22 protein-coding genes are annotated in these 24120 nt (G+C 64.7%); 12 read left to right on the top strand and 10 right to left on the bottom strand.

The window, feature by feature from the left end; genetic code table 11:
• Window positions 1-50 precede the first annotated feature (50 nt).
• Window positions 51-947 carry a neutral zinc metallopeptidase gene (locus M2395_RS29430; RefSeq protein WP_011063618.1) on the top strand — a complete coding sequence of 299 codons (897 nt, stop codon included), beginning with the start codon at window positions 51-53 and terminating at the stop codon, window positions 945-947.
• Window positions 948-1919: an alpha/beta hydrolase gene (locus M2395_RS29425; RefSeq protein WP_123431471.1), complete on the top strand. Its 972-nt coding sequence runs from the start codon at window positions 948-950 to the stop codon at window positions 1917-1919. It begins immediately after the preceding gene.
• A 72-nt stretch (window positions 1920-1991) separates the two neighbouring features.
• On the opposite strand, the gene M2395_RS29420 is transcribed toward M2395_RS29425, so the two are convergent.
• The 3 genes from M2395_RS29420 to M2395_RS29410 form a co-directional block, all read right to left on the bottom strand.
• On the bottom strand, window positions 1992-2585 hold the full coding sequence (locus M2395_RS29420) for an HAD family hydrolase (RefSeq protein WP_019093834.1): 594 nt from the start codon (window positions 2583-2585) through the stop codon (window positions 1992-1994).
• The gene (gene tesB, locus M2395_RS29415; RefSeq protein ID WP_011063621.1) at window positions 2582-3451 is read right to left on the bottom strand and encodes an acyl-CoA thioesterase II; all 870 of its coding nucleotides are present in this window, start codon (window positions 3449-3451) and stop codon (window positions 2582-2584) included. Before tesB ends, M2395_RS29420 begins: the two co-directional genes overlap by 4 nt.
• Window positions 3452-3552: 101 nt before the next feature.
• Entirely contained in the window at window positions 3553-4122 is a 570-nt protein-coding gene (locus M2395_RS29410) for a GNAT family N-acetyltransferase (protein WP_123431470.1), read from the bottom strand.
• Between the two features lie 75 nt (window positions 4123-4197).
• On the opposite strand from M2395_RS29410, the gene M2395_RS29405 reads away from it, so the two are divergent.
• Together M2395_RS29405 and M2395_RS29400 are read left to right on the top strand one after the other, a co-directional pair.
• Complete coding sequence (locus M2395_RS29405; RefSeq protein ID WP_053154063.1) at window positions 4198-5118, top strand: histone deacetylase; 921 nt, start codon at window positions 4198-4200, stop codon at window positions 5116-5118.
• A gap of 455 nt (window positions 5119-5573) precedes the next feature.
• Entirely contained in the window at window positions 5574-6815 is a 1242-nt protein-coding gene (locus tag M2395_RS29400) for a TIGR03862 family flavoprotein (protein WP_123431469.1), read from the top strand.
• A gap of 77 nt (window positions 6816-6892) precedes the next feature.
• Here the strand turns inward: M2395_RS29400 and M2395_RS29395 are convergent, their stop codons facing one another.
• Window positions 6893-8227, bottom strand: coding sequence for a DEAD/DEAH box helicase (locus tag M2395_RS29395; RefSeq protein WP_011063626.1), 1335 nt, complete (start codon window positions 8225-8227; stop codon window positions 6893-6895).
• Window positions 8228-8442: 215 nt separating this feature from the next.
• On the opposite strand from M2395_RS29395, the gene M2395_RS29390 reads away from it, so the two are divergent.
• From M2395_RS29390 to M2395_RS29380, 3 genes are all read left to right on the top strand, one after another.
• Window positions 8443-8901, top strand: coding sequence for a hypothetical protein (locus tag M2395_RS29390; protein WP_123431468.1), 459 nt, complete (start codon window positions 8443-8445; stop codon window positions 8899-8901).
• Window positions 8902-9242: 341 nt separating this feature from the next.
• Window positions 9243-12143: a discoidin domain-containing protein gene (locus tag M2395_RS29385; RefSeq protein ID WP_123431467.1), complete on the top strand. Its 2901-nt coding sequence runs from the start codon at window positions 9243-9245 to the stop codon at window positions 12141-12143.
• 177 nt (window positions 12144-12320) lie between these two features.
• Window positions 12321-13382 carry an alpha/beta fold hydrolase gene (locus M2395_RS29380; protein ID WP_185057810.1) on the top strand — a complete coding sequence of 354 codons (1062 nt, stop codon included), beginning with the start codon at window positions 12321-12323 and terminating at the stop codon, window positions 13380-13382.
• On the opposite strand, the gene yedA is transcribed toward M2395_RS29380, so the two are convergent.
• The gene (gene yedA, locus M2395_RS29375; RefSeq protein ID WP_011063629.1) at window positions 13383-14291 is read right to left on the bottom strand and encodes a drug/metabolite exporter YedA; all 909 of its coding nucleotides are present in this window, start codon (window positions 14289-14291) and stop codon (window positions 13383-13385) included.
• 161 nt (window positions 14292-14452) lie between these two features.
• Between yedA and M2395_RS29370 the strand changes: the two genes are divergently transcribed.
• Window positions 14453-14899, top strand: a complete 447-nt coding sequence (locus tag M2395_RS29370) for an Lrp/AsnC family transcriptional regulator (RefSeq protein WP_011063630.1) — start codon at window positions 14453-14455, stop codon at window positions 14897-14899.
• A 10-nt stretch (window positions 14900-14909) separates the two neighbouring features.
• On the opposite strand, the gene M2395_RS29365 is transcribed toward M2395_RS29370, so the two are convergent.
• The 3 genes from M2395_RS29365 to M2395_RS29355 form a co-directional block, all read right to left on the bottom strand.
• On the bottom strand, window positions 14910-15521 hold the full coding sequence (locus tag M2395_RS29365) for a PolC-type DNA polymerase III (protein WP_011063631.1): 612 nt from the start codon (window positions 15519-15521) through the stop codon (window positions 14910-14912).
• Window positions 15522-15548: 27 nt separating this feature from the next.
• Window positions 15549-16028 carry an NYN domain-containing protein gene (locus M2395_RS29360; protein ID WP_011063632.1) on the bottom strand — a complete coding sequence of 160 codons (480 nt, stop codon included), beginning with the start codon at window positions 16026-16028 and terminating at the stop codon, window positions 15549-15551.
• 136 nt (window positions 16029-16164) lie between these two features.
• Entirely contained in the window at window positions 16165-16947 is a 783-nt protein-coding gene (locus M2395_RS29355; protein ID WP_053154073.1) for a DUF2076 domain-containing protein, read from the bottom strand.
• Window positions 16948-17128: 181 nt separating this feature from the next.
• Between M2395_RS29355 and M2395_RS29350 the strand changes: the two genes are divergently transcribed.
• Both M2395_RS29350 and M2395_RS29345 read left to right on the top strand, forming a co-directional pair.
• On the top strand, window positions 17129-17791 hold the full coding sequence (locus M2395_RS29350) for a YciC family protein (protein ID WP_011063634.1): 663 nt from the start codon (window positions 17129-17131) through the stop codon (window positions 17789-17791).
• Window positions 17792-17880: 89 nt separating this feature from the next.
• Window positions 17881-18957 (top strand): endonuclease/exonuclease/phosphatase family protein, encoded by a 1077-nt coding sequence (locus tag M2395_RS29345; RefSeq protein WP_015637151.1) that lies wholly within the window; start codon window positions 17881-17883, stop codon window positions 18955-18957.
• 37 nt (window positions 18958-18994) lie between these two features.
• On the opposite strand, the gene hrpB is transcribed toward M2395_RS29345, so the two are convergent.
• On the bottom strand, window positions 18995-21514 hold the full coding sequence (hrpB, locus tag M2395_RS29340) for an ATP-dependent helicase HrpB (protein WP_123431466.1): 2520 nt from the start codon (window positions 21512-21514) through the stop codon (window positions 18995-18997).
• Window positions 21515-21644: 130 nt separating this feature from the next.
• Between hrpB and M2395_RS29335 the strand changes: the two genes are divergently transcribed.
• On the top strand, window positions 21645-22064 hold the full coding sequence (locus M2395_RS29335; RefSeq protein WP_011063637.1) for a hypothetical protein: 420 nt from the start codon (window positions 21645-21647) through the stop codon (window positions 22062-22064).
• Between the two features lie 27 nt (window positions 22065-22091).
• The gene (locus tag M2395_RS29330; protein WP_019093824.1) at window positions 22092-22988 is read left to right on the top strand and encodes a cation diffusion facilitator family transporter; all 897 of its coding nucleotides are present in this window, start codon (window positions 22092-22094) and stop codon (window positions 22986-22988) included.
• Here M2395_RS29330 and M2395_RS29325 read toward each other — a convergent pair.
• Window positions 22982-24076 (bottom strand): DUF6515 family protein, encoded by a 1095-nt coding sequence (locus tag M2395_RS29325; RefSeq protein ID WP_123431465.1) that lies wholly within the window; start codon window positions 24074-24076, stop codon window positions 22982-22984. The two genes, M2395_RS29330 and M2395_RS29325, sit on opposite strands and share 7 nt — an antisense overlap.
• Between the last annotated feature and the right edge of the window lie 44 nt (window positions 24077-24120).

Below are 24120 nucleotides of genomic sequence, written 5' to 3'. Positions count from 1 at the left end.
GGTTCGAGCCACCAGCAACACTGACCAGCAGAAAAAACGAGGACACCCCCATGCTTTGGAAAAAAGGCCGGCGCAGCGACAACGTCGTGGACGCGCGAGATGACAGCAGCGCCGGCGGTGGCGGTGGCATGCGGTTCGGTGGAGGCAAGGGCTTGAGCCTGACGGCGATCGTACTGATCGTCGGCATCGGCTGGGCCACCGGCCAGGATCCGCTGCAGATCCTCGGGCAACTGCTGGGCCAGCAGAGCGGGCAGACTTCAGCGCCGGCCACCACCCAGGCACGCAAGGCACCACCGGCCAATGACGAACAGGCAGAGTTTGTCCGCGCCATCCTCGGTGACACCGAAGACACCTGGGGCCAGATCTTCCAGCAAGCCGGCCGCCAGTATCAGCCGCCCAAGCTGATCCTGTTCCGGGGCCGGGTCAATTCCGCCTGTGGCGCGGCCACTTCCGCCAGCGGGCCCTTCTACTGCCCCGCCGACCGCCAGGTGTACCTGGACATGGACTTCTTCCGGGAGATGGCCCAGCGCTTTTCCGCCGCCGGCGACTTCGCCCAGGCCTACGTGATTGCCCATGAAGTCGGGCACCACGTGCAGACCCTGCTCGGGGTCTCGGCAAAAATCCAGGCCGCGCGCCAGCAAGGCCAGCAGATGCAAGGCGATGGCGGCCTGCTGGTACGCCAGGAGCTGCAGGCCGACTGCTTTGCCGGGGTCTGGGCCTATCACGCACAGAAGCGCCTGAACTGGCTGGAACCCGGGGATGTGGAAGAAGCCCTGAACGCCGCCAATGCCATCGGTGACGACCGCCTGCAGCAGCAAGGCCAGGGCCGGGTGGTGCCGGACTCCTTCACCCACGGCACCTCGGCGCAGCGAGTGCGCTGGTTCAAGACCGGCTTCAGCCAGGGCCAGGTCAGCCAGTGCGATACCTTCAGCGCCAGGAGCCTGTAGATGCGCCGCTTGCTGGTCCTGCTGCTGTGCCTGGGTGGCTGCGGCGTCCAGGCGGCGGAACAGGGGGTCAAGGTCATCAGCCCGCAACGCCTGCCCCTGGAGGGCGGGCAACTGGCGCTGGGCCTGAGCCAGGATTGGCGCCAGCCGCTGCCGGGCGTAGAGCGGGCCCTGATCATCGTTCACGGCCGGCTGCGCAACGCCCAGACGTATCTGCACAGTGGGCAAAGCGCTGCCGGGCAGGCCGGGCAAAGCACAACAACCCTGGTGATCGCCCCGCAGTTTCTCAACCAGAGCGACATCGCCCGCCATCAATTGCCAGACGCGCTACTGCGCTGGAAGGGCAATGGCTGGATGGCCGGCGAGCCTTCAGTGGGCCCGCAGGCCGTCAGCTCCTATGCGGTGCTCGATGCCATCCTCCAGCGCCTGGAAGACCGCAAACGTTTTCCGGCACTCAAGGAAGTGGTGATCGCCGGTCACTCCGGCGGCGCCCAGGTGGTGCAGCGCTATGCGCTGAGCACCGGCAGCCACCCCGAGCTGGAAAAGGCCGGGATCGGCCTGCGCTACGTGATCGCCAATCCGTCGTCCTACGCCTACTTCGACGCATGGCGCCCGGTGGCATTCGAACCGGCCAGTTGCCCGGGCTTCAACGACTGGAAGTACGGCCTGAACCGGCTGCCGGCCTATGCCGGCGGCCATTCCCCGGCGCAGCTCGAACAGGGCTACGTGACGCGCGACATCACCTACCTGCTGGGCCAGCAGGACACCGATCCCAACCATCCCGCCCTGGACAAGAGCTGCGCCGCCGAGACCCAGGGCGCGTACCGGTTGATTCGCGGGCACAACTACTTCGACTACCTGGTACGGCGTCATCCGCAAGGCTTGCTGCAACGGCTGGTGGAAGTGCCCGGGGTCGGGCATGACGGTGACCGGATGTTCACCTCGCCCGAGGGGCAGGCGGCAGTGTTCAAGTAAAGAAAGGCGCTGCCTGGAATGACGCTTTCGCCGGCAAGGCTCCGACGGGAGCCTTGCCGGCGAACAGGGCCCTCAGGCCGACAGCAGGTCGCGCAACTGCGCACAATCCCGGGCATGCCAGTCGGTCAGCTCCGGCCAGGGGTTGTCCGGCAGGTTGACCAGCACCGTATGGGTCCCGGCGGCCCGCCCGCAGTCCAGGTCGAAGCGGTAGTCCCCCACCATGACCATCCGTGACGGCGAGATATCCCAGGCTTCGGCCAGCTTCAGCAAACCGCCCGGATGGGGCTTGGGCGGTGCTTCGTCGCGGCCCAGCACGTCGGCCTCGGCAAAGCAGTCCGCCAGGCCGATGGCCTCCAGGGTCACATGGGCCAGCTCTCGCGCATTGCGGGTGAGGATGCCCAGGCGATAACCGCGCCCGGCCAGTTCCCGCACCAGTTCCACCGCACCCGGCGCCGGGCGCGAACCCTGGGCCAGGTCGCGCTCGTGTTCCAGCAGCCAGGCATGCTTGGCCGCGGATTCGTCCGCCGGCAAGGCCGCCAGGTGTGTGAGGATGTCATCCTCGGCAGGAATCGACAGCGCCTCGCGGATCGCCGCGAAATCATGCACAGCGATGGTCAGGGTGCCGTCCATGTCGAACACCCAATGTTTTATCTCTGAAAGACTCATGCCCAATCCTTGCGATGGCGGATCAACCCTTCCTGAGTCACCGAGGCCACCAACTGCCCGGCACGGTTGAACACGCTGCCCCGGGAGAAGCCCCGGGAGTTTCCGGCCCAGGGGCTGTCCATGGCATACAGCAGCCAGTCGTCAGCGCGCAGGTCGGCGTGAAACCACAGAGCGTGGTCGAGGCTGGCGACCTGCATGTCCTTCTGCCACACCGACTTGCCGTGGGGCAGCATCGAGGTGGTCAGCAGGCCGAAATCCGAAGCGTAGGCCAGCAGGTACTTGTGCAGCGCCGGGCTGTCGGCCAGGGCGCCGTCGGCGCGGAACCAGACGTACTTCACCGGATCCATGGGCTGCGGGTTATAGGGGTCCTTCTCGGTCACCGGGCGCACTTCGATCGGCTTGGGGCACAGCAGCTTCTCGCGCATGTGCTCGGGAATCAGGTGGGCGCGCTGGGTGGTGATCTCCAGCTCCGATGGCAGGTTTTCCGGCCCGACCACCTGGGGCATGCTGTTCTGGTGCTCGAAACCCTGTTCGTCGTACTGGAACGAGGCGCTGCAGGTGAAGATCGGATTGCCCTTCTGGATCGCCGTCACTCGCCGGGTGCTGAAGCTGCCGCCGTCACGCACCCGGTCCACCTGGTAGACCACCGGCAGCGCGGCATCCCCGGGGCGCAGGAAGTAGCCGTGCATGGAATGCACATGGCGCGCCTCCTCCACCGTCTGACTGGCCGCGGACAACGACTGGCCGAGCACCTGGCCGCCAAACAGCTGGCGAAAACCGAGGTCCTGGCTGCGGCCGCGAAACAGGTTTTCTTCGATGGCTTCCAGGGTCAACAGATCGACCAGATCATCCAGCACATGACTCATTCAGACTCTCCTCACACAGAGCAAAACCGCGCAATCTCGGCTGCGGCGGTCAAATCAATTGGGGTCGCACCTCATCGGCACATTCTAAACGTGCGCGCTTGCTATCCATGCAAGGTTTCCAACCATTGTTCGCGGGTAATGCGGTACAGCACATGCTCGCGCAGCGGGTGATCGCCAGCGAGGTTCGGGTGTTCGAAGTCATCCTCGGCAGCGTGATGCATACCAATGGCCTGCATCACCTTCTGCGACGGCAGGTTGTTGCGGGTGGTAAAGGCCACGACTTCTTCCAGGGCCAGGCGATCGAAAGCGCAACGCAAGGCGGTCCAGACCGCTTCGCTGGCATACCCCAGGCCCCAGTGCTCCCGGGCCAGGCGCCAGCCGATCTCCACCGCCGGCGTGAAGGGCGCTTCGAAACCCACGACGCCCAGACCGGTAAAACCGATGAACTCACCGCTATCCTTACGCTCCAGGGCCCAGAGTCCGAAGCCATGTTCGGCGAAATGCCCACGCACCCGGCCGATCAGCGCCGCGCTTTCCAGACGGCTCAAGGGCGCCGGAAAGTAGCGCATGACCTGTGGATCGGCACACATTGCCGCAAATGCCGGCAAATCATCGTCGCGCCATTGACGCAGCAGCAGGCGCGCGCTTTCGAGTTGCAGTATCGGCTCCATCAGTGCCCTCCGTTTACGTGGGTGCAAGTCTACATCGCTGGTAGGATCCTTCACGGGTTCCTCTAAGAAAATGCCATGCCATTGCCATTGATCTATCACGACGACTACAGCCCCGAGTTCCCGCCGGAGCACCGCTTTCCCATGGACAAGTTCCGCCTGCTGCGCGATCACCTGGTGGCCAGCGGCCTGACCCGCGACGCCGACCTGCTGCGCCCCGAGCTGTGCCCGGCAGAAATCCTCGCCCTGGCCCACGACCCGGCCTATATCGAACGCTACATGAGCGGCGAGTTGTCCCGGGAGGACCAGCGGCGCCTTGGCCTGCCCTGGAGCGAAGCCTTGGCCCGGCGCACGGTGCGTGCCGTCGGCGGCTCCTTGCTGGCCGCCGAACAGGCACTGGAACACGGCCTGGCCTGCCACTTGGCCGGCGGCACCCACCACGCCCACTATGACTACCCGGCGGGGTTCTGCATTTTCAACGACCTGGCGGTGATCAGCCATTACCTGCTGGAAAGCGGACGCGTGGGCCGGGTGCTGATATTCGACTGCGATGTGCACCAGGGCGATGGCACCGCGCGGATCCTGCAACATACCGCCGACGCGGTGACCGTCTCGTTGCACTGTGAAAAGAACTTCCCCGCGCGCAAGGCCCAGAGCGACTGGGATATCCCGCTGCCCATGGGCATGGGCGACGCCGACTACCTGAACGTGGTGGACGACACCCTCAACTACCTGCTGCCCCTGTACCAGCCGGACCTGGTGTTGTACGACGCCGGGGTCGACGTGCATCAGGACGACGCCCTGGGCTACCTCAAACTCACCGATGCCGGCGTGGCCGAACGCGACGAACGGGTCATGCGCCATTGCCTGGGCCGCGACATCCCGGTGGTCGGCGTGATCGGCGGTGGCTACAGCAAGGACCGCCAGGCCCTGGCCCGGCGCCACGGCATTCTTCACCACAGTGCCCAGAAGGTCTGGGAATCGTCAGGGTGCTACTGACATCCGCAGGCCTTACCCACATCCACTGTGGAACCGCTTGTGGATAAGCTGGGAGAAAGCCTCTGCAGCCCTTGTCCCACGGGGCCTCAAGGCCATCGCCTGTTTTTTGATCAGTGACATCAGATGGTCATACAGTTGTGAGTGTCTTACCCCCAATCCCTGTGGAGCCGCCTGTGGATAACCTGCGCGAAAGACGCTAGGCCCCTTGCTCTGCAAGGCCTGCAGAGCGGTGCCTGTTTTTTGATCAGGGCGCAGCAGGCCTCCGGCGACGCCGTAGCGCTTACCCCCAATCGCTGTGGAGCCGCCTGTGGACAACCTGCGCGAAAGTCGAGCCAGCCCACGGGACACAAGGCCCGCAGCCCGCTGTCTAGTTTTTGACCAGGCATCATCGACCCAGCAAGCCCCCTGCACCTCGGGTAGAATGCCCGGCCTATTTCCTCAGCCCCGCCTCTGCCATGACTGCATCGCACTCTTCCACGCCCCACCACGTCGCGATTATCGGCGGCGGCCCCGCCGGCCTGATGGCCGCCGAGGTACTGAGCCAGGCCGGGGTTCAGGTCGACTTGTACGACGGCATGCCATCGGTGGGCCGAAAATTCCTCCTGGCTGGGGTCGGTGGCATGAACATCACCCACTCCGAAGCCTATCCGGCCTTCCTCTCGCGCTACGCCGAGCGTGCACCGCACATCGCCCCGTTGCTGCGGGAATTTGGCGCCGAGGCGCTGTGCCAGTGGATTCATGAGCTGGGTATCCAGACGTTTGTCGGCAGCTCCGGCCGGGTGTTTCCTACCGACATGAAGGCTGCGCCGCTGCTGCGCGCCTGGCTCAAGCGCCTGCGCGATGCCGGAGTCGTTATCCACACCCGGCACCGCTGGCTGGGCTGGAATGCCGACGGCAGCCTGCGCATCCGGCATGCCGAGGGTGAAAGTGCGGTACGGGCGGATGGGGTCCTGCTGGCATTGGGCGGCGGCAGTTGGGCACGACTGGGTTCCGACGGGGCTTGGCTGCCACTGCTGGAACAGCGCGGTGTGCAGCTTGCGCCCTTGCAACCAAGCAATTGCGGTTTTGAGGTCAGCGCCTGGAGCGAGCTGCTGCGCAGCAAATTCGCCGGCGCGCCGCTGAAGAACGTGGCCATCGGCCTGAATGACGATGTGCCTCGGCTGGGTGAATGCGTGATCACCGCCAGCGGCATCGAGGGCAGCCTGATCTATGCCTTGTCGGCGCCGATTCGCGAATCCATCAACCGGCACGGGCAGGCGACGATCCATATCGACCTGCTACCGAACAAGCCCCTGGACAAGGTCCAGGCCGCCCTTTCCAAGCCACGCGGCTCGCGGTCCATGGCCAAGCACTTGCAGAGCCAGTTGGGGATCGAGGGGGTAAAGGCGGCGTTGCTGCGAGAACTGACACCCGCCCCGGCCTTCAATGACCCGGCGCTCCTGGCGGCAGCCATCAAGGCCCTGCCCCTGACGCTGATCAAGCCTCGCCCACTGGACGAAGCCATCAGCAGCGCCGGCGGCGTAATGTTTGAAGCCCTGGACGACGACCTGATGCTTCGGCAGTTGCCTGGAGTGTTTTGCGCAGGGGAAATGCTCGACTGGGAAGCGCCGACCGGCGGCTACCTGCTGACCGCCTGCTTTGCCAGCGGGCGCCAGGCGGGGCTGGGGATGCTGAAGTGGTTGCGGCGCCAGCCATAAACAGCTTCGCCGGCAAGTCGGCGCCTACGAAAGGGTAGGAGCCGGCTTGCCGGCGAAGGGCCCGGCGCGATGTCAGATCAAGGCTTGCGCTTGCGCGGCCCGGTGTTGAAAGCCGGCACCTTGCGCACCGGTTTCACCGCCGGAGCTTCAGCCACTTCGCCACTGTCCACCCACTTGCCCAGGTTGCGCTTGCCGCCACCGCCGGAGGTTTTCGGCTTCTTGGGCTTCTTCGGCTTTTTCACCACCTGGCCACTGGCATCGGTTTCCGGCACCCGGTGCTCGGGTTCGAAATCCTGTTCCTCATGGCGCTTGAGGGTCTGGCGGGTGAGCATCTCGATCGCCGAGAGCAGGTTCACCTCGTCGGCGCACACCAGGGAAATCGCCTCGCCGGTGGAACCGGCACGGCCGGTACGCCCGATGCGGTGGATGTAATCCTCGGCCACGATCGGCAGGTCGAAGTTGACCACCAGGGGCAGGTCTTCGATGTCCAGGCCGCGGGCCGCCACATCGGTGGCCACCAGGATCTGGATCTCACTGGCCTTGAACCGGTCCAGGGCGCGCTGACGCGTGGCCTGTGGCTTGTCGCCATGGATGCCGTCGGCATTCACGCCCTGGCCCTGGAGTTTCTCCACCAGCGCATCCACACCGTTGCGGGTCTTGGCGAACACCAGCACCTGCTTCCAGCGATTCTTGCGCAGCAGGTGGCTGAACAGCTCCGGCTTGCGCTTCTTGTCCACCGGCACCACCCATTGCTTGACCGTGTTGGCAGCCACGTTGCGCGGGCTGACCTCGATGCTCAGCGGATCGTTGAGCATCTGCCCGGCCAGCTGGCGGATGGCGTCGGAGAAGGTGGCGGAGAACAACAGGGTCTGGCGTTTCTTCGGCAGGGCCGCGTAGATGCTCTTGAGCTCTTCGGAGAATCCCAGGTCGAGCATGCGATCGGCCTCATCCAGCACCAGGGTCTGCAACTGGCTGAACTTCACCGCATTCTGACGGAACAGGTCCAGCAGACGCCCCGGAGTCGCCACCAGCAGGTCCACGCCTTTGCGCAGCTTCATCATTTGCGGGTTGATGCTGACCCCGCCGTACACCGCATAGGTGCGCAGCGGCAGGTGTTCGGCGTACTGGCGCACGCTTTCGTGGACCTGCTCGGCCAGTTCCCGGGTCGGCACCAGGATCAGCGCGCGTACCGAGTTGCTATCGACTTTCGGCCCTTCCAGGGTCAGCAACTGCAACAGCGGCAGAGCGAAACCGGCGGTCTTGCCGGTGCCGGTCTGGGCCGCGGCCATCAGGTCACGCCCGCCCAGCACTGCCGGAATGGCTTGCGCCTGCACCGGGGTCGGGGTCTGGTAGCCGAGGGTTTCGAGGGCGCGCAGCAGGGGTTCGATCAGGCCAAGAGTGGCGAATGTCATGGGGGTACCGTAGGAAAAAGTCAGCACAGGGACGCAATGGGCGGCAGTTTACCCTAATTCAGGGGCTCGCTCCCGGGCCGCCCCAGGCCTGCCAAGCCCGCCCCGGTGAGTGTATGCTCGCCCCACTGTTTGCCACGGGTCGCGCACAAGGGCGGCGCAACACCCGAGCTGGCACTCAACCGCCCCTTTGCCCTTCCCAAGGAGCCTCACCGCGCATGGACAACCAAAACCCCTTCCAGGCCCCTGCCGCCAAACTCCTGGCCAGCAAGCCAACCGATCAGAGCCTGTACCTCTACAGCGTGGCGGCCATTGGCCTGAGCACCTTCATCGGCACCTCCGTGGCCGGCGCCTATTTCATCAGCCAGAACCTCAAGGCCATGGGCCGCGAGAGCGAAGTGAACAAAGTCTGGGCCATGGGCATCGGCCTTTTCATTGCCATGAGCGTGGCAGGCTTTTTTCTTCCGGAAAGTATCCCTGCGGTGGTGTTCATCCTGCCGCCGATCTACGGGATGAACGCCTACGCACGCCAACTGTTCGGCCCCCAGGTGATAGAGCACAAGGCCGGCAACGGGCGCTTCTTCTCACTATGGCGAGTGGCGGGAATCAGCCTGCTGTTTTCCCTGGCCCTGGCGGCAGTGTTATTCGCCCTCGTCCTGCTGAGCGGGTTCGAGTGACCCGTTCAGGCTGAAGCCACCGCGCCGGGCATTGCCCGGCGTTTTTTATTGCAACCACGCTGTCTCCCCGGCCGTTCTGGCCAACTCGCCGGCCCTTCTGCACCCTCCGCCGGCAGCACCCGACACACGGCAAACGCCCCTGGCACAACAGTGCTCTTGCCCTTCGTACGGGCAAGTTCCCTAGGACAGGTACTAAAAGCCAGGCTTCGAATATACGGCACCAGCGCCGCTGCCTATGATGCCCGCCGCCGGCACAACTCCTCATCCACATCATCAGCGCGGACGCTTTCACGATCCTGTTCGCCAGGTTTGCGCCGCGCTGTGTATATCCAGGAATGGTTATGCCGACCTTCAGATTGAACACCCTGTCCCGTGCCACCCGCCTTTGTGTGGCCAGCCTGGGAACTGTCGTATTGCTACCCATGACGGGCCTGGTACAGGCCGCCGATGAACCTGCCGATGCGGCCCTGCCACGCGCCGAAAGCGCGGCCGACGGCCCCTTCATCAATATCCAGGCGCTGATGGCCAATCCGGCCCAGCGCAACATCGCCGACGCGGGAACCGAACGTCTGCAGCAGGAAATCGGCATGCGCCTGCGCAGCCTCATTCCGGACCGGAACGACAGTTTCAAGGGCCTCAAGGTCATGGTCGGCACGCTGCAAAGCAACAACCGCTCCCAGAGCGCCGCACAGGAAATGTTTGTCGCCGCCCGTGGCGACGGCAGCTTCATCGCCCTGATGCCTGACAGTAACCTGATGATTCGCGGCAACGCCAGTGGCGAACAGTCGCTGATTCGCCTCAACAACCAGCACTCCTTCGACCCGCGCAATATCGACTCCGTGCCCAACGAAGGCGACGACGTACCCAACCTGATCGAGACCCAGAGCGGTCAGCGCAACTACCTGACCCACCGCAACGCCCAGGGCGAGATCGTCATCGATCTGCTGGCAGGCTTCACCCAGAAAGCCGCAAACTACATCGGTGACCATGAGGCCTACGCCCTGGCCCAGGTCGCCTCGGTCAACCGTGCCGTGGAAAACTCGCAGATCAAGAATGTGCGTGTGCGCCTGGCCGGCACCCAGGTGATAGCCAACGACTACCCGATCACCACCCCGGTGCTGGCCGATGTCAAAAACCTGTTCGCCGATGGCATGCGCAAATACAGCCCGGACCTGGTCGCCGCATTCACCGTTGGCACACCCGGGGTGGACACCGCCGCCGGCTGGGCCTACGTGAACGGCCGCTACTCGGTCAACGCCATCAGCGCCTCGGCCGCCTTCCGCCACGAACTGGCGCACAACATCGGCGGCAGCCACTGCAACGACGGCAACGACAACTACCGCTTCGGCCACAACAACGGTCGGGTCGGCACCATCCTCTGCGGCAACCACGTCGGCTACTTCTCCAACCCGGACCTCAAGGACCACCTCGGCGTGCCCCTGGGCGATGCTCGAACGGCGAACATGGCCCGGGTCTGGCGCGAGAACGCTGCGAAGATTTCCGCCTACGCCCCCTCAGTCGTGCCGCTGGACAGTGAAAACCTGATCACGATTCTCGAAGAACGGATCAACCAGGCCAAAGGCCAGACCCGCTACTTCCCACTGGATGTACCGGCAGGCACCCAGCGCCTGGCCTTCACCGTGGTGCCCGGCACCAGTACCAACAAGGGCGGCCAGGTCCAGTTGTCGCTCAAGTATGGCGCTCAACCAACCACCACCAGCTACGACTACCGCTCGGCCCTCAGCCAGATAGTCGGTCTCGGGGCCAAGGATCCAAAGCCGGGCCGCTGGTACCTGGCTATCAGGACCGAAGGTATGGCGGCTGAAGACCTGATCCTGCAAGGCAACGCTTACGGCCACACCCGGGAAACGGCCCAAGGCACCTACCTGAAGCTCGTGGCGACCACTTCGGTGGACGGCAAGAACAACGCCAGCATCGCCGAACTGATGCTGGCCAGCGCCAAAGGCGAGCCCCTTCCTCGAAACAGCTGGCGTGTCCACTCAACCAGCAGCGTGGCATCCGGCACCACCTCGGGCTCGAACGTGCTCGATGACAACCCCAACTCCTACTGGAGTTCGGCCGCCGACGCCCGTTATCCCCACCAGATCGTGATCGACATGGGCAGCAATAACAGTTTCTCTCAGTTGCGCTACCTGCCACGCCAGGACCAGGGCCAGGCGGGTAATATCAAGGGCTACCAGGTGTACTCCAGCCACAGCTTCAATGGCCCCTGGAGCTTGCTGGCAGACGGTGAGTTCAGCGCCGACAACCAGGTCAAGGTGACCTCGCTCAAACCTGTGGATGCCGGCACCCCGCCAGTGGCCGTGATCCGCGGCAAGACTGAAGCCAATGCAGGTGAACAGATCGTGCTGGATGCGTCCGCCTCCAGCGACCCACAAGGCGCGGCCCTGAGCTTTGCCTGGGAAGCCTCGCCCAAGCTGGACTTTACCTACGACGGTCCGCGTATTGCCTTCACCGCACCAGAATTGGCTGAAGACACCCGCTACCGTTTCACCCTGAGCCTGAGCAACGGCAAGCAGAGCACCCTCAAGACCCACGAAATGCTGATCAAGGGCAAGGCCGGCAGCGGCAGCTGCAAGCCCCAGTGGCAGGTTCGCGGTACCTATGTAGCCAAGGACCAGGTGCAGTGGAAAGGCCGTCAATACGAAGCGCGCTGGTGGACCCAGGGCAGTGAACCGGGCACCCCGGCCTTCACCGGGCCCGATGGCTCCGGCAAGGTCTGGCGTGACCTGGGTCCGTGCGCCAGCGAAGGCGAACAGCCGGCGGTCAAGCCGCCACTGGCCAGCATCGACGGCCCGGGCCAGGCCAAAGCCGGAGCAACGGTGGTGCTCGACGCCAAAGGTTCCAGCGACCCTGCTGGCCTGCCGCTGAATTACCGCTGGAATGTGAACCCGAGCGTGGACTTCCAGGCGGCCGGGACCTCGATGAAGTTCGTCGCCCCCAAAACAGCACAAGACGTCACCTACCGCATCACCCTGAGCCTGGGCAACGGCCATCACAGCGTGACTCGCGAGCACAGCGTGACGGTCAAGGCAGAAAGTACCGCTTGCCAGGGCCCATGGTCGGCCCAGGGCACCTATGTGGCGAAGGACCGAGTCAGCCATAACGGGCGCTTTTACATCGCTCGCTGGTGGGTCAAGGGCAATGAGCCGGGCAACCCGGCGTTCACCGGGCCAGATGGTTCCGGTAAGGTCTGGCTCGACGCCGGTACCTGTAACTGATGCAAAGTGGGTAACCGCCAGCTGCACAATTGGGTCACCCTTTCCCGGCAATGTGGGTTAAAAAGGGTGGGCGGCGACTGCCCCGGTCGTCGCCCACCCACTGCCGTCGATCGCCGCTCGATTCCACCCAGCGCGCCCATTGGCAGGCCACTGACGTTTTGCCCATGGAGTTCTTCAATGCCCAAGATTGCCCTGTCCGCACGGATGCTAGCGGGCCTTTCACTCTCCCTGCTCCTTCCCCTGGCCTGCGCCGCCGAGCTCGTCGGTTTTCGTGAAATAACCCTGCCCGATGCAAGCAAACAGCGCCCCCTGCATGTCGCCCTCTGGTACCCCACCGAAACCGCCAGCCCGCTCCTGGTATCGGCAGAGAACCCGGTCTTCCAGGGCCTGCCCACCATCAAGGATGCCTCTCCTGCCCCTGCGGCCCATCCCTTGGTGGTCCTGTCACACGGCTATCGCGGCAACTGGCGCAACCTCAGCTGGCTGGTCACTTCGCTGGTCGGCCAGGGTTATGTGGTCGCCGCCCCTGACCACCCGGGCACCACGAGTTTCGACCAGCGTCCGGAAGAAGCGGCGAAGCTTTGGCAGCGTCCCCGGGATCTGAGCCGGGTCATAGACGCACTGAGCGCTGACCAGTCCCTGGCAGGCGCGGTCGACCCGCAGCGCATCGCCGCCATCGGCCATTCGCTGGGCGGCTGGACGGTCACCGCATTGGCCGGCGCCCGCTATAGCCCGCAACGCTTCCTTGAGGAATGTCGGCTGCATCCCAACCCGCGTCTGTGCGGGCTGGCTCCGGAGCTGGGGATTGCACCGCAAAACCAGGGCTCTCTGGGCACCGACCTGCGGGACCCGCGAGTCAAGGCGGTCGTCTCCCTGGACCCGGGGCTGGTCCGTGGGTTCACCCCGCAAAGCTTGTCAGCGGTGCAGACGCCAACCCTGATCCTGGGAGCAGGAGTCGATATTGCCAGCATGCCGGTGGAGCAGGAGTCGGGCTACCTGGAAACCCACCTGCCGTCGGCCACCTCCAGCCTGCTGGTGATCGCCGATGCCAGCCATTTCAGCTTCATGCAAATCTGCAAGCCAGGCGCCACGGCCCTGCTCCGGGAAGAGAACCCCGAGGATGAAATCATCTGCCGGGACGGCAGCCAGCGCAGCCGCGAAGCGATTCACCAGCAAGCGAGCCAGGTCATCGGCGACTTTCTCCAACGGAGCCTGGCCGGCCTGCCACCGGGACAGTGATCAGGCCGCCTCTTCCTGGGCCGCGGCCTTGGGCTTGCGCCATTGGGGCAGGCCGATCAGCACTACGGCACTGATGATCACCAGCATGGCCATGGCCTCCTCGATGCCAATGGTTTCGCCGACGAAGACGATGCCCAGCAGCACCGCCACCGCCGGGTTGACATAGGCGTAGCTGGTGGCCGCGGCTGGGCGCACGTGCTTGAGCAGGTACATGTAGGCGTTGAAGGCGATGATCGAACCGAAACCGGCCAGGTAGGCCAGGGCCAGCCAGCCTTCCATCGGAGGCAGGGTGTCCAGATGCTCACCGCTCAGGGCACTGCCGATCATCAGTACCACGCCACCGACGAGCATTTCCGCGGCACTGGCCATGGCGCCCTGGGGCAGCGGCAAATGCTTGCTCCACACCGAGCCGAAAGCCCAGGCCGCCGCAGCGAACAGCAGCAAGGCGGCGCCCATCGGGCTCGACTGCAGGTTGGACCCCAGGTTGAGCATGCCGATGCCAATCATCCCGAGGACGATCCCGGCCCACTCCAGGCGCGTGTTGCGTGCACCCCAGAAATACCCGCAGAGCAAGGTGAACAAAGGCACCGTGGCCACCGCCAGCGCCGCGACGCCGGAGGTCACCCCGGAGTGTTCGGCCAGCGTTACCGCGCCATTGCCACAGCTCAACAGCAGCACACCGATGATCCCTGCGGCCTTCCATTGCGCCCAGGTCGGCGCCGGCACCCCGCGCCAGCGCAGAAAGGCGTACATCAGGCTACCGGCGATGATGAAGCGAATGCCGCCGAGCATCAGTGGCGGCCAGTATTCGACACCGATGCGAATCACCAGGTACGTCGAGCCCCAGATTACATAGAGGGCAAAAAAGGCGGCTATCAACGGCAGCGGAAAACGGCTTTGGCCAGGCATGGGAGGCGGCTCTGAGGCAGGCAGGGGGAGGTCTATTCTAGAAACTCGGCCCAGGGAACTTAAGTTACAAAACCTGTTTATAACGCCCGTACACTTTCCAAAAGATGGAGATAAGGGCTATATACCGTGCTTTCGAAAGCTGGATAGATCGAGAGCCTTCCATGGACAAGTACGACCGCATGCTCCTGGCCAGCCTGCTGGAAAATGGCCGGGCGAGTTACGCCGAGCTGGCACGCAAGGTGAATCTCTCGGCACCGGCGGTGGCCGAACGCGTGGCCAAGCTGGAGGCCAGCGGAGTGATCACCGGCTACCAGGCCAAAGTCGACATGGCCAAGGTCGGCTTGCCGATCCAGTGCGTGATCGAACTGCGCCTGGCCCAGCACGGCAACCAGAAGGCCTATGACGAACTGATCAAGATTCCCCAGCTCACCGAGTGCCACCGGGTCACCGGCGACCCTTGCGTGATCATGCAGGCCGCAGTGGGATCGATGCCGGAGCTGGAGGAGTTGATCAACCGCGTGGCCCAGTTCGGTTTCAGCAAGACCTCCATCGTGCTCTCCAGTGCCATTGAACGGCGCGTGCCCCTGGGGCAACTGGAAAGCAAATGAACCTCGGGACTCAGAACCCGCGGTGGCGCTTGAGGTGTTCGGGGACTTTGGCCGCGGGAACCTTCTGCAGTTTGCACAGGAAGTCATGGGACAGCTCGCGCAGGCCATGCTTGTGCCTCAGTTCGCCGGCCAGGTGGGCCACCAGGTTGGCTGCCATTTCCGCATCGGCCATGGCCCGGTGAGCCTGGCCGGTGTGCGGCAGGCCGGCGAATGAAGTCAGGGTGCCCAGCTTGTGATTAGGAGCCGCCGGCATCAGGCGCCGGGCCAGCAGCAGCGAACAGGCGAAGTTCTGCAGGCGGGTGCGCTTGATCCGGCCCAGCTCGAAATCCCAGAACTTCTGGTCGAAGGCCGCGTTGTGCGCCAGCAACGGCGTGATGCCGACGAACTCGTTGACCTCGTTCATCACCTGCTCTGCCGGGGGTGCGCTGCGCAACATGGCATTGCTGATGCCGGTCAGTTGCTCAATAAACGCCGGCACCCGCACGCCGGCGTTCATCAGGCTCTGGTAACGCTCGACGATGCGCCCCTGCTCAAGGATCACCACGGCTATTTCCGTGGCCCGGCAACTGCTGCTCGGGGAGATCCCGGTGGTTTCAAAGTCGATGACGGCAATGCGTTCCAAACCTGTCCTGCTCCGTATGAAAATTGATCAGCTTTTAAGCAGCAAGGCGCCTTCGATCGGCACATAGCGCGTAGCCGCGCGAATCAGCGAATTGGCGGTCAGCCCCGGCACGCCATAGGCCACCGCGCTGACCCCGTGCTTGTGGATGATGCGCTCCAGCAGCAGGTCGAAATCACCGTCGCCGGAAGCCAGCACCACTTCGTCGACATGGGCCGCAGCGTCCATGATGTCGATGGTGATGCCCACGTCCCAGTCGCCCTTGGCCGAGCCGTCGCTGCGCTGGATATAGGGCTTGAGTTTTACCGTGAAGCCCAGGTTGCGCAGGATCTGCTGGAACTGCTGTTGCTTGCTGTCACCACGGTCGATGGCATAGGCATAGGCTTCGACTATCTGCCCTTGCTTGCTGATATCCGCCCACAGCGCCGCATAGTTGAAGTGGCAACCATAGGCCTGACGAACGGTGTAGTAGAGGTTCTGGACATCGGCGAACACAGCGATTTTCTTCACCGCTAATCCTCATGGCGCAGCAGCGCAAGGGCTGGATCGGGCCTCAGGCCCCGAAAAGTCGCCCAGTATGCCAGTCGCAGGGATTGTTCCGCGAATAATCGGTCCGGGGCAGGTGTCTGCCCCGGACCGACGCAGGTCAGACGAAGGAGTCGTCGTCGGAGAAGAACGAGCTGTCGTCGTTGTCGTAGTCGGCGTTGCTGAAGCCACCCTGGTCGTTGTTGCCCCAGGAGTCGTTGTTGGCCAGGCGCTGGTCGTCATTGCCCCAGCCGCTGTTGTCGCTGGCCGGCGCCGGTTCTTCCTTGATGACTTCGACGATTTCCTGGGGCTGCTGGTTGTTGTGGAACAGGCTGCTGATGCCCTGGGCCAGCATGACCCCGCCCGCAACGCCGGCGGCAGTTTTCAAGGCGCCGCCCAGGAAACTGCTACCCGCCGCCGGTGCCTGCTGCGGTGCATAGTTCTGTGGCGGTGCGGCGTAATTCTGCTGCGGCGCGCCGAAGTTCTGTTGCGCGGGGGCGCCAAAGGAAGAACGCGCCGGTTCACGCCAGCCACCACCGGACGACGGTGGCGGTGCACTCTGGCTCGGTGCCGGCTGTGGCTCGCGGGAACCGCCGAAGATGCTCGACAGGAAACCGCCACCGGCCGCCGGTGCCGGAGCACTGGCCTGGGCCCGGGCCTGTTGCAGGTCAGCCTGCAATTGCTGGACTTGCTGGGTCAGCTGCTGGTTCTGCTCGTTGAGGCTCTTGAGTGCGGCCTCCTGCACCAGGATCGCCTGGGTCATGAAATACCCGGCCGCAGGCTGGCGGGTCAGATGCTCCTTGATCCGCGCCTCTGCCTGGGCGTCGCGCGGGGCTGAATCCGTTTCGGCTTGCTGCAACCGTGAAAACAGTCCATCGATCAGGGTTTGCTCTTGGTTGTTCATGGCGACCTCTTTAGATTGCCGGTAGAAATCTGGTCCGCCGCTCGGACAGAGCGGTGGTACGCACCAGTTATGGGGCTGGTGCGACGACTTTCAATGGTCTTTACCCAAGGTTTACGTTTGCTCGGGCGGGGCCTGCATCGGTTAAAGTGTGCAACCGCTTCTTCAACTGCGATCTCATCGAATGAATCCGTTAGATGTACTGCGTGACTCTCTGTATTTCTTCCAGCGCAACCTCGGGCAGATCGCCCAGCTGTGCCTGCCGCTGGTGATTCTCGAAGCCTTGCTGCAACAAGGGGTCAACAGCGCCCTGGGCCCCGACACCTTCCCGGGCTACAGCGTGGTGGTGGGCCTTCTGGTGTATCCGTTGTACACCGGTGCGCTGATCCTGTTTCTCGACGCCCGCACCCGGGGCGAGTCGCCACGTACCCGGGACCTGCTGGCCATGGCCCTGGCCCTGTGGCCGCGTTTTGCCCTGCTGACGGCGGTCAGCACCCTGCTGATCCTGCTGGGGTTGTCGCTGTATTTCCTGCCGGGGCTGTGGCTGATGGTGGTACTGGCTTTCGCCGAGTACCTGCTGGTGCTCAAGGGCATGGCGCCGCTGGCGGCCATCAGTGAAAGTTTCCGCCTCAGCCGTGGGCACTTCCTGCGGATCCTGGTGTGCATCCTGGCGGTAATGACCCCGCTGTGGCTGCTCAAGGGTGCCAGTGAAGCAGCCTATTCCGAACCGCTGAACCCGCTGCTGTCCCTGGCCATCGATAGCGCCTACAGCTTTCTGCAGCTGTTCACCAGCGTGGTGCTGTTCCGCCTGTTCATGCTGATCAGCGAGCAGCCGGACAAGCGCTGAATCCTCCCCCCGGCCGCTCTGCCCCTTGGGTGACGGCCGTGCTCTCGGTTATGCTCCGGGGCCATCCTGCAACGCCATAAGCCGAGCCGATGATCCGTCTACTTCGCATCACCCTGTTGAGCCTGTTGTTGATCGGTCTGGTGCTGGCCGGGCTGGTCTACAGCCTGACCTGGCGCCCGGAGGCCAAGGAAAGCCTCGCTGTCAGTTGCAGTGCCCAGGCCGCGCCGCTGGTGCCGGGCCAGGCCCTGAAAGTGATGACCTGGAACCTGCAGTACCTGGCGGGCAAGCGCTATGTGTTCTGGAACGACCAGGCACAGGGCGAGGACGAGCAGCCGACCCTGGAGGACATGGCCTTCAGCCTCGACGAAGTGGCTCGCGTGATCCGCGACGAACAACCGGACCTGGTGCTACTGCAGGAAGTGGACAACGGCGCCAAGGCCAGCGCCTACCAGGACCAGCTCAAACTCCTGCAGGAACGCCTCACCGATCTCTACCCCTGCAGCACCCAGGCGTACGACTGGAAAGCCGATTTCGTACCATCGCCGCATATCTTCGGCAGCGTCGGCCGACAACTGGCCACCCTCAGCCGCTATCGCATCGATCACGCCGAACGCCTGCAACTGCCCACAGCCGAACACGGCTTCATCGGCCGGCAGTTCCAGCCCAGGGAGGCCCTGCTGCTGAGCTACCTGCCCCTGAACGACGGCGGCCAGGTGGCGGTGCTCAATACCCATCTGGAACGTGCTCGCACGCCTGGCCAGACGCAATCAAGGCAGGTCGCAGCCATTGGTAAAGTCCTGGATAAACTCGAAGGCCGCGGCACGCCCTGGCTGATTGGCGGGGATTTCAACCTGTTGCCCCTGGGCCAGTACCAGCGACTGAGCGACGTGCAACGGGCGCCCTACAGTGCCGACAGCCCGCTGCACCTGCTGTGGGACAAATACCCGATGATTCCCAGCAACACCCAGGCCAGCGGCGTCGACCGCGCGCATTGGCTGACCCACTACCCCAACGACCCGAGCCTCGACGGCCCGGATCGCACGGTGGACTACCTGTTCTACAGCCCGCGGCTCAAGCGAGTCGAATCCCGGGTGCGCCAGGACGACACCTTGCGCATCTCCGACCACCTGCCGGTGCTGGCCCGGTTCCTCTTGCCGGCGCAATAAACCCCAGAGCGGCTACAGGGCAGTACGGGAGTTCGGGTTATTTGCGCGGTTTGACCCGCGCCGTGGCTTCGGCGATCAGCGGGTCATCCGGCCAGTAGTGCTTGGGATAACGGCCCTTGAGGTCCTTTTTCACCTCGGCGTAGGTGCTGCGCCAGAAGTTCGCCAGATCCTGGGTGACCTGTACCGGACGTCGCGCCGGAGACAACAGGTGCAACTTGACCACCTGGCGGCCACCGGCAATGCGCGGTGTTTGCGTCAGGCCGAACAGCTCCTGCAGGCGTACCGCCAGGATGGGTGGATGCTCGCTGTAGTCCAGGCAAATCGACGACCCGGAAGGCACCGTCAGGTGATGGGGGGCCAGCTCATCCAGGCGCTGAGGCAGTGGCCAGGGCAGCAGGTTGTGGATAATTCCGGCCAGTTCCAGGTTGGCGAAGTGGCTGAGCCGCGAGACCTTGCCCAGGTAGGGCTGCAACCACTGCTCCAGCCCCTTGAGCAAGGCCCCGTCACTGACATCCGGCCATTGGCTGGTGCCCGTGGCCTCCAGGTCCAGCTGACGCAACAACGCTACCCGGGCCTGCCACTGGCGCAGCTCCGGAGTCCAGGGCAACAGCTCCAGGCCTTTGCGCCGGACCAGATTGACCAGGGCCAGGGTGCGGGCGGACTCATCCAGCCCGCTCAGCGGTTCGCGACTGAGCACCAGTTCGCCGACCTTGCGCTGGCGTTCGGCCCGCAGCACGCCTTCGCGCTCGTCCCAATCCAGCTGATCGACTTGCCGCACCTGCTCCGCCAGTACCGAATCGAACAACATCGGATCGAAATCCGCCGCCAGGTAGATGCGTTCCTCGCGCTGCCCCTGGCGGCTGCCCAGGTCGGCGATCACCAGCCAGGGTTGCTTCATCAGGCTGTCAGTTTCGCTGAACAGCGCCGCGCGGCCGTTGGCCAGGCGGTATTCGGCGCCGCCGGGGCGCCGCTGCTGGGCCACCCGGTCGGGATAGGCCAGGGCCAACAGGGCGCCGAGCCAGCGCGGGTGCTCGGGGTCGGCCACCGCAGCCTCGGGCTGCCCGCGCAGATAGCCCCGATACTGGCGCGCCAGTTGTCGGGCACGCTGCACCCCGCCCTGGGCTCCGCGAGCGGCACGTTCTTCTCCGCCAAGCAGCACCAGGCGGCTGTGCAGGTCGGCGCCGGCGCCGCGCAGGATATCCCGCTCCCCCAGCAGCGCCGCGACATCGCAAGCCATCGGCGCCAACCCCAGGGACTGGCCGCGTAGCAGCAGATGGGCGATGCGCGGGTGAGCCGGCAACTCGGCCATCGCCTGGCCGTGGCGGGTCAGGCTGCCATCGTCATTCAACGCCCCCAGGCGCACCAGCAAGTCCTGGGCCTGGGCATAAGCGGCACTGGGGGGAGCGTCCAGCCATACCAGTTGATTTGGCGTCACGCCCCAGCGCGCCAGTTGCAGGGCCAATCCGGCCAGGTCCGCCTGGAGGATTTCCGCACTGGCATAGGCGGCCAGTTGCTCCTGTTGATCGGCCGACCACAAGCGGTAGCACACGCCGGGCTCCAGACGCCCGGCACGCCCGGCGCGCTGGGTGGCGCTGGCCCGGGAGATACGCTGGGTATCGAGGCGGGTCATGCCGCTGCCGGGATCGAAACGCGGCACCCGCGCCAGCCCGGCATCCACCACCACCCGCACGCCATCGATGGTCAGGCTGGTTTCGGCAATATTGGTGGCCAGCACCACTTTGCGCTTGCCCGACGGCGCCGGGTCGATAGCTGCGCGCTGGGCTGCCAGGTCCAGCTCGCCATGCAACGGGCAGAGCAGGATCTCACTGCGCTCGCCCAGGGCTTCGGCCAACTGCTGGTGCACCCGGCGGATCTCCGCCTGGCCGGGGAGGAACACCAGCAGGCTGCCGCTTTCATCGTTGAGGGCCTCGAGCACGGTCTGCACCACCCTTGGCTCGATGAATTCACCGGGCTGGAAGGGTCGGCCCCAGCGCTGGGTCACCGGGTACATGCGCCCTTCACTGCGCAGGATCGGCGCATCGCCGAGCAGGGTCGACAGGCGCTCGCCTTCCAGCGTCGCCGACATCAGCAGGATCTTCAGTGGCTGCTCGTCACGAAACAGCTCGCGGCCACTGAGGCTCAGGGCCAGCGCCAGATCGGCGTCCAGGCTGCGTTCGTGGAATTCATCGAAGATCAGCAGGCCGACGCCTTCCAGGGCCGGGTCATCCTGCAGGCGCCGGGTGAGGATGCCTTCGGTGACCACCTCGATGCGGGTACGCGGGCCGACCTTGCTGTCCAGGCGGATGCGATAACCCACGGTCTCGCCGACTTTCTCTCCCAGCTCGCTGGCCAGGCGCTCGGCGGCGGCCCGGGCGGCCAGGCGCCGGGGTTCGAGCATGAGGATGGTCTGTCCGGCCAGCCAATCCTGGTCCAGGAGCGCCAGGGGCACGCGGGTCGTCTTGCCGGCACCGGGCGGGGCTTCGAGCACCGCTTCATGGCGTGTCGCCAGGGCGGTACGCAGTGCAGGCAAAACTTCATCAATTGGCAAAGAATTCATGCTGGCTCCAAAACAGAGGCGCGAGTATAACGGCGAACTGCCTGGGGTTAATCATGGTCTGAGTGCTGATCGACAAGACTCAACACCCCGCTTCATCCCTCGTTGCTTTCGTGCTTGCTAGGAGATTTCCATGCGTATTTCCCACCGTGTCATCGGCGGCGTTCTGGTGGCCACCCTGCTGACCCAACTCACCGCCTGCGGCTCGATCTTCTTCCCCGACCGGCGCGGCCAGATCGACGGCAAGATCGATCCCCTGGTGGCTGTGCTGGATGCCGTTGGCCTGCTGTTCTACGTGATCCCAGGGCTGATCGCCTTCGGCGTCGACTTCGCCACCGGGGCCATCTACCTGGAGCCGGGCAAGACCGCGCAGATCGCGCCGGAAAAACTGCAACAGGCCATCGGCGCCGACGGTAAAGTCGACAACCGCAAGCTGCAGGCCATCCTGGAAAGCGAACTGGGGGGCAGTTTCCCCCTGGATGACCCACGCCTGATCCAGCACAAGGGCAGCGTGCAGCAACTGGCGCTGTACGGCCTGCAACCTGCTGCCTGATCACTTTTACCCAGGAACCCGCCATCAATGACCGCCAACTCGGAACACGCCCGCCTCCTGCGCCTGGCCACCCGCGCCTCGGTCACCGTGGCGGGCATACTGATCGTGACCAAGGCTGTCGCCTGGTGGCTCAGCGGCTCGGTGAGCATGCTCGCCGGGCTCACCGACTCGGTACTGGACGGTTTCACCTCGCTGCTCAACCTGCTGGCAGTGCATTACGCCCTGCGCCCGGCAGACGACGACCACCGCTATGGCCACGGCAAGGCCGAGTCCCTGGCGGGCATGGCCCAGGCATTGTTCATCGCCGGCAGCGCGGTTCTGATTGCCTTCCAGGCGGCGCAACGCCTGCAACATCCGGAACCGGTAGGCGCGCCCTGGCTGAGCATCGGGGTGATCGTCCTGTCGCTGGCGCTGACCATTGCCCTGCTGCTCCTGCAGCACCGGGTGATCCGGGCGACCGGCTCCAATGCAGTGCGCGCCGACTCCCTGCACTACCGCTCCGACCTGATGCTCAACGGCAGCATCCTGCTGGCCCTGGTGCTGGCGGCGTTCGGCCTGCATCAGGTGGACGCCTGGTTCGGCCTGGGGATTGCCGTCTACATTCTCTGGAGCGCGATCCAGATCGCCCGGGAGAGCTTCTCGGTGCTGATGGACCAGGAGCTGCCACCGGACGTCAGCCAGCACATGCTGGAGCTGGCGTGTAGTGTGCCGGGAGTACTGGGAGCCCATGACCTGCGCACACGGATTTCCGGCAGCCACTGGTTTGTCCAACTGCACCTGGAATTACCCGGGGAACTGACCCTTTCGGTGGCCCATGGCATCAGCGACCAGGCCGCCGATGCCATCCAGAAGGCCTATCCACGGGCCGAAGTGCTGGTGCACGCCGACCCGCAGGAAGTGGTGAAGGCAGCCAGGGCTCAGTAGGTCACCTGATAGCCCCGTGAGCTCAAGCAGTTGCCCTGGGCCTGGCGGTAGGCCTGGACCACTTGCGGGGCCGGCTGATAGGTCACGCTCGCAGGATCGAAGCCGCTCTGCTGCACCGCCCAGCGATAGCAGTCGTAACGGTCCTGGTCGATCTGCTGCGGCGACTGGCCGTTGACCGGGTAGGCCAGCACGTCATAGCCATTGCCGCTCTGCTGCGGGTCCGCAACCGGCACGCCGGCAGGTGGCTCGACCACCACGTACTGCTGGGTGTTGGCTTCGTAGGTGTAGTAGGCCCCTGCCGCCAGAAAGAACAGCGCGCTGCCGATCCAGACTTCCCGCGCATAGTCGGGCAGGTACGTCACGCGAATGCCATAGGGCGGGCGCACCACCACATAGCGCGGGCCTTGCGGGCGGTACCAGTAACCACCGGAAAAAAAGTAATCCTGGCCGCGATAGGCGACCCGGTCATTGCGCCCGGGGAAGCGGTCGATCACATACCCGGGGCGGTACTGCGGCCCGGGGCCCCAGCCATTGCCATCGGGGCGGCCCGGCCAGCGGTAGTCGTTGGGATGGCCGCCACCTGGCCGAGAGCCCGGGCCGCCAGCCTGCCAATGCTGGTTGTAGTCGTTGCGCCGGGGAATGTCCTGATAGTAGCCACGCTGTGGCTCCTGGGTCTGGCGCACGGTGTCGGGGCGGCCCTGGATCGGCAGGTTGTTTGGCTGCTGCACCTGGGGTTGTGGCACAGGGGCCGGGCGAACCTGCTGATTGGGATCGTGCTGAGGCCGGTTCTGCCACTGCCCTCCCGGGTTCTGGCCGTTGTGCTCGAACTGACGGCTGTTATCGCCGCGAATGATTTCATTCTGCGGCCGCTGTGGCTGCGCACTGGGTGGTGGACGGTTGGGAACATTGGCGGGCCGCGGCGGGGCATTTTCCGGGCGGCCCTGGCCTTGATGCTCTCGCTGCTCGCCCCCGGGAGCGCCATGCTGCGCAGGCGGCCGATTCTCGTCTCGCTCATCGGCGAGCAACTGAGCGTTGACGCTCAGGCACAACACACCAACACCTGCCATACGCCAGATGCGCGACTTCATGCTATTCCTCACTGCGGATAGGGGGGGGCCTGTACATAAGACTG

Origin of the sequence: Pseudomonas sp. BIGb0176 (assembly GCF_024810175.1) — a bacterium.
Taxonomy (GTDB): domain Bacteria; phylum Pseudomonadota; class Gammaproteobacteria; order Pseudomonadales; family Pseudomonadaceae; genus Aquipseudomonas; species Aquipseudomonas protegens.
This window is presented reverse-complemented; position numbering and strand designations above follow the sequence as displayed.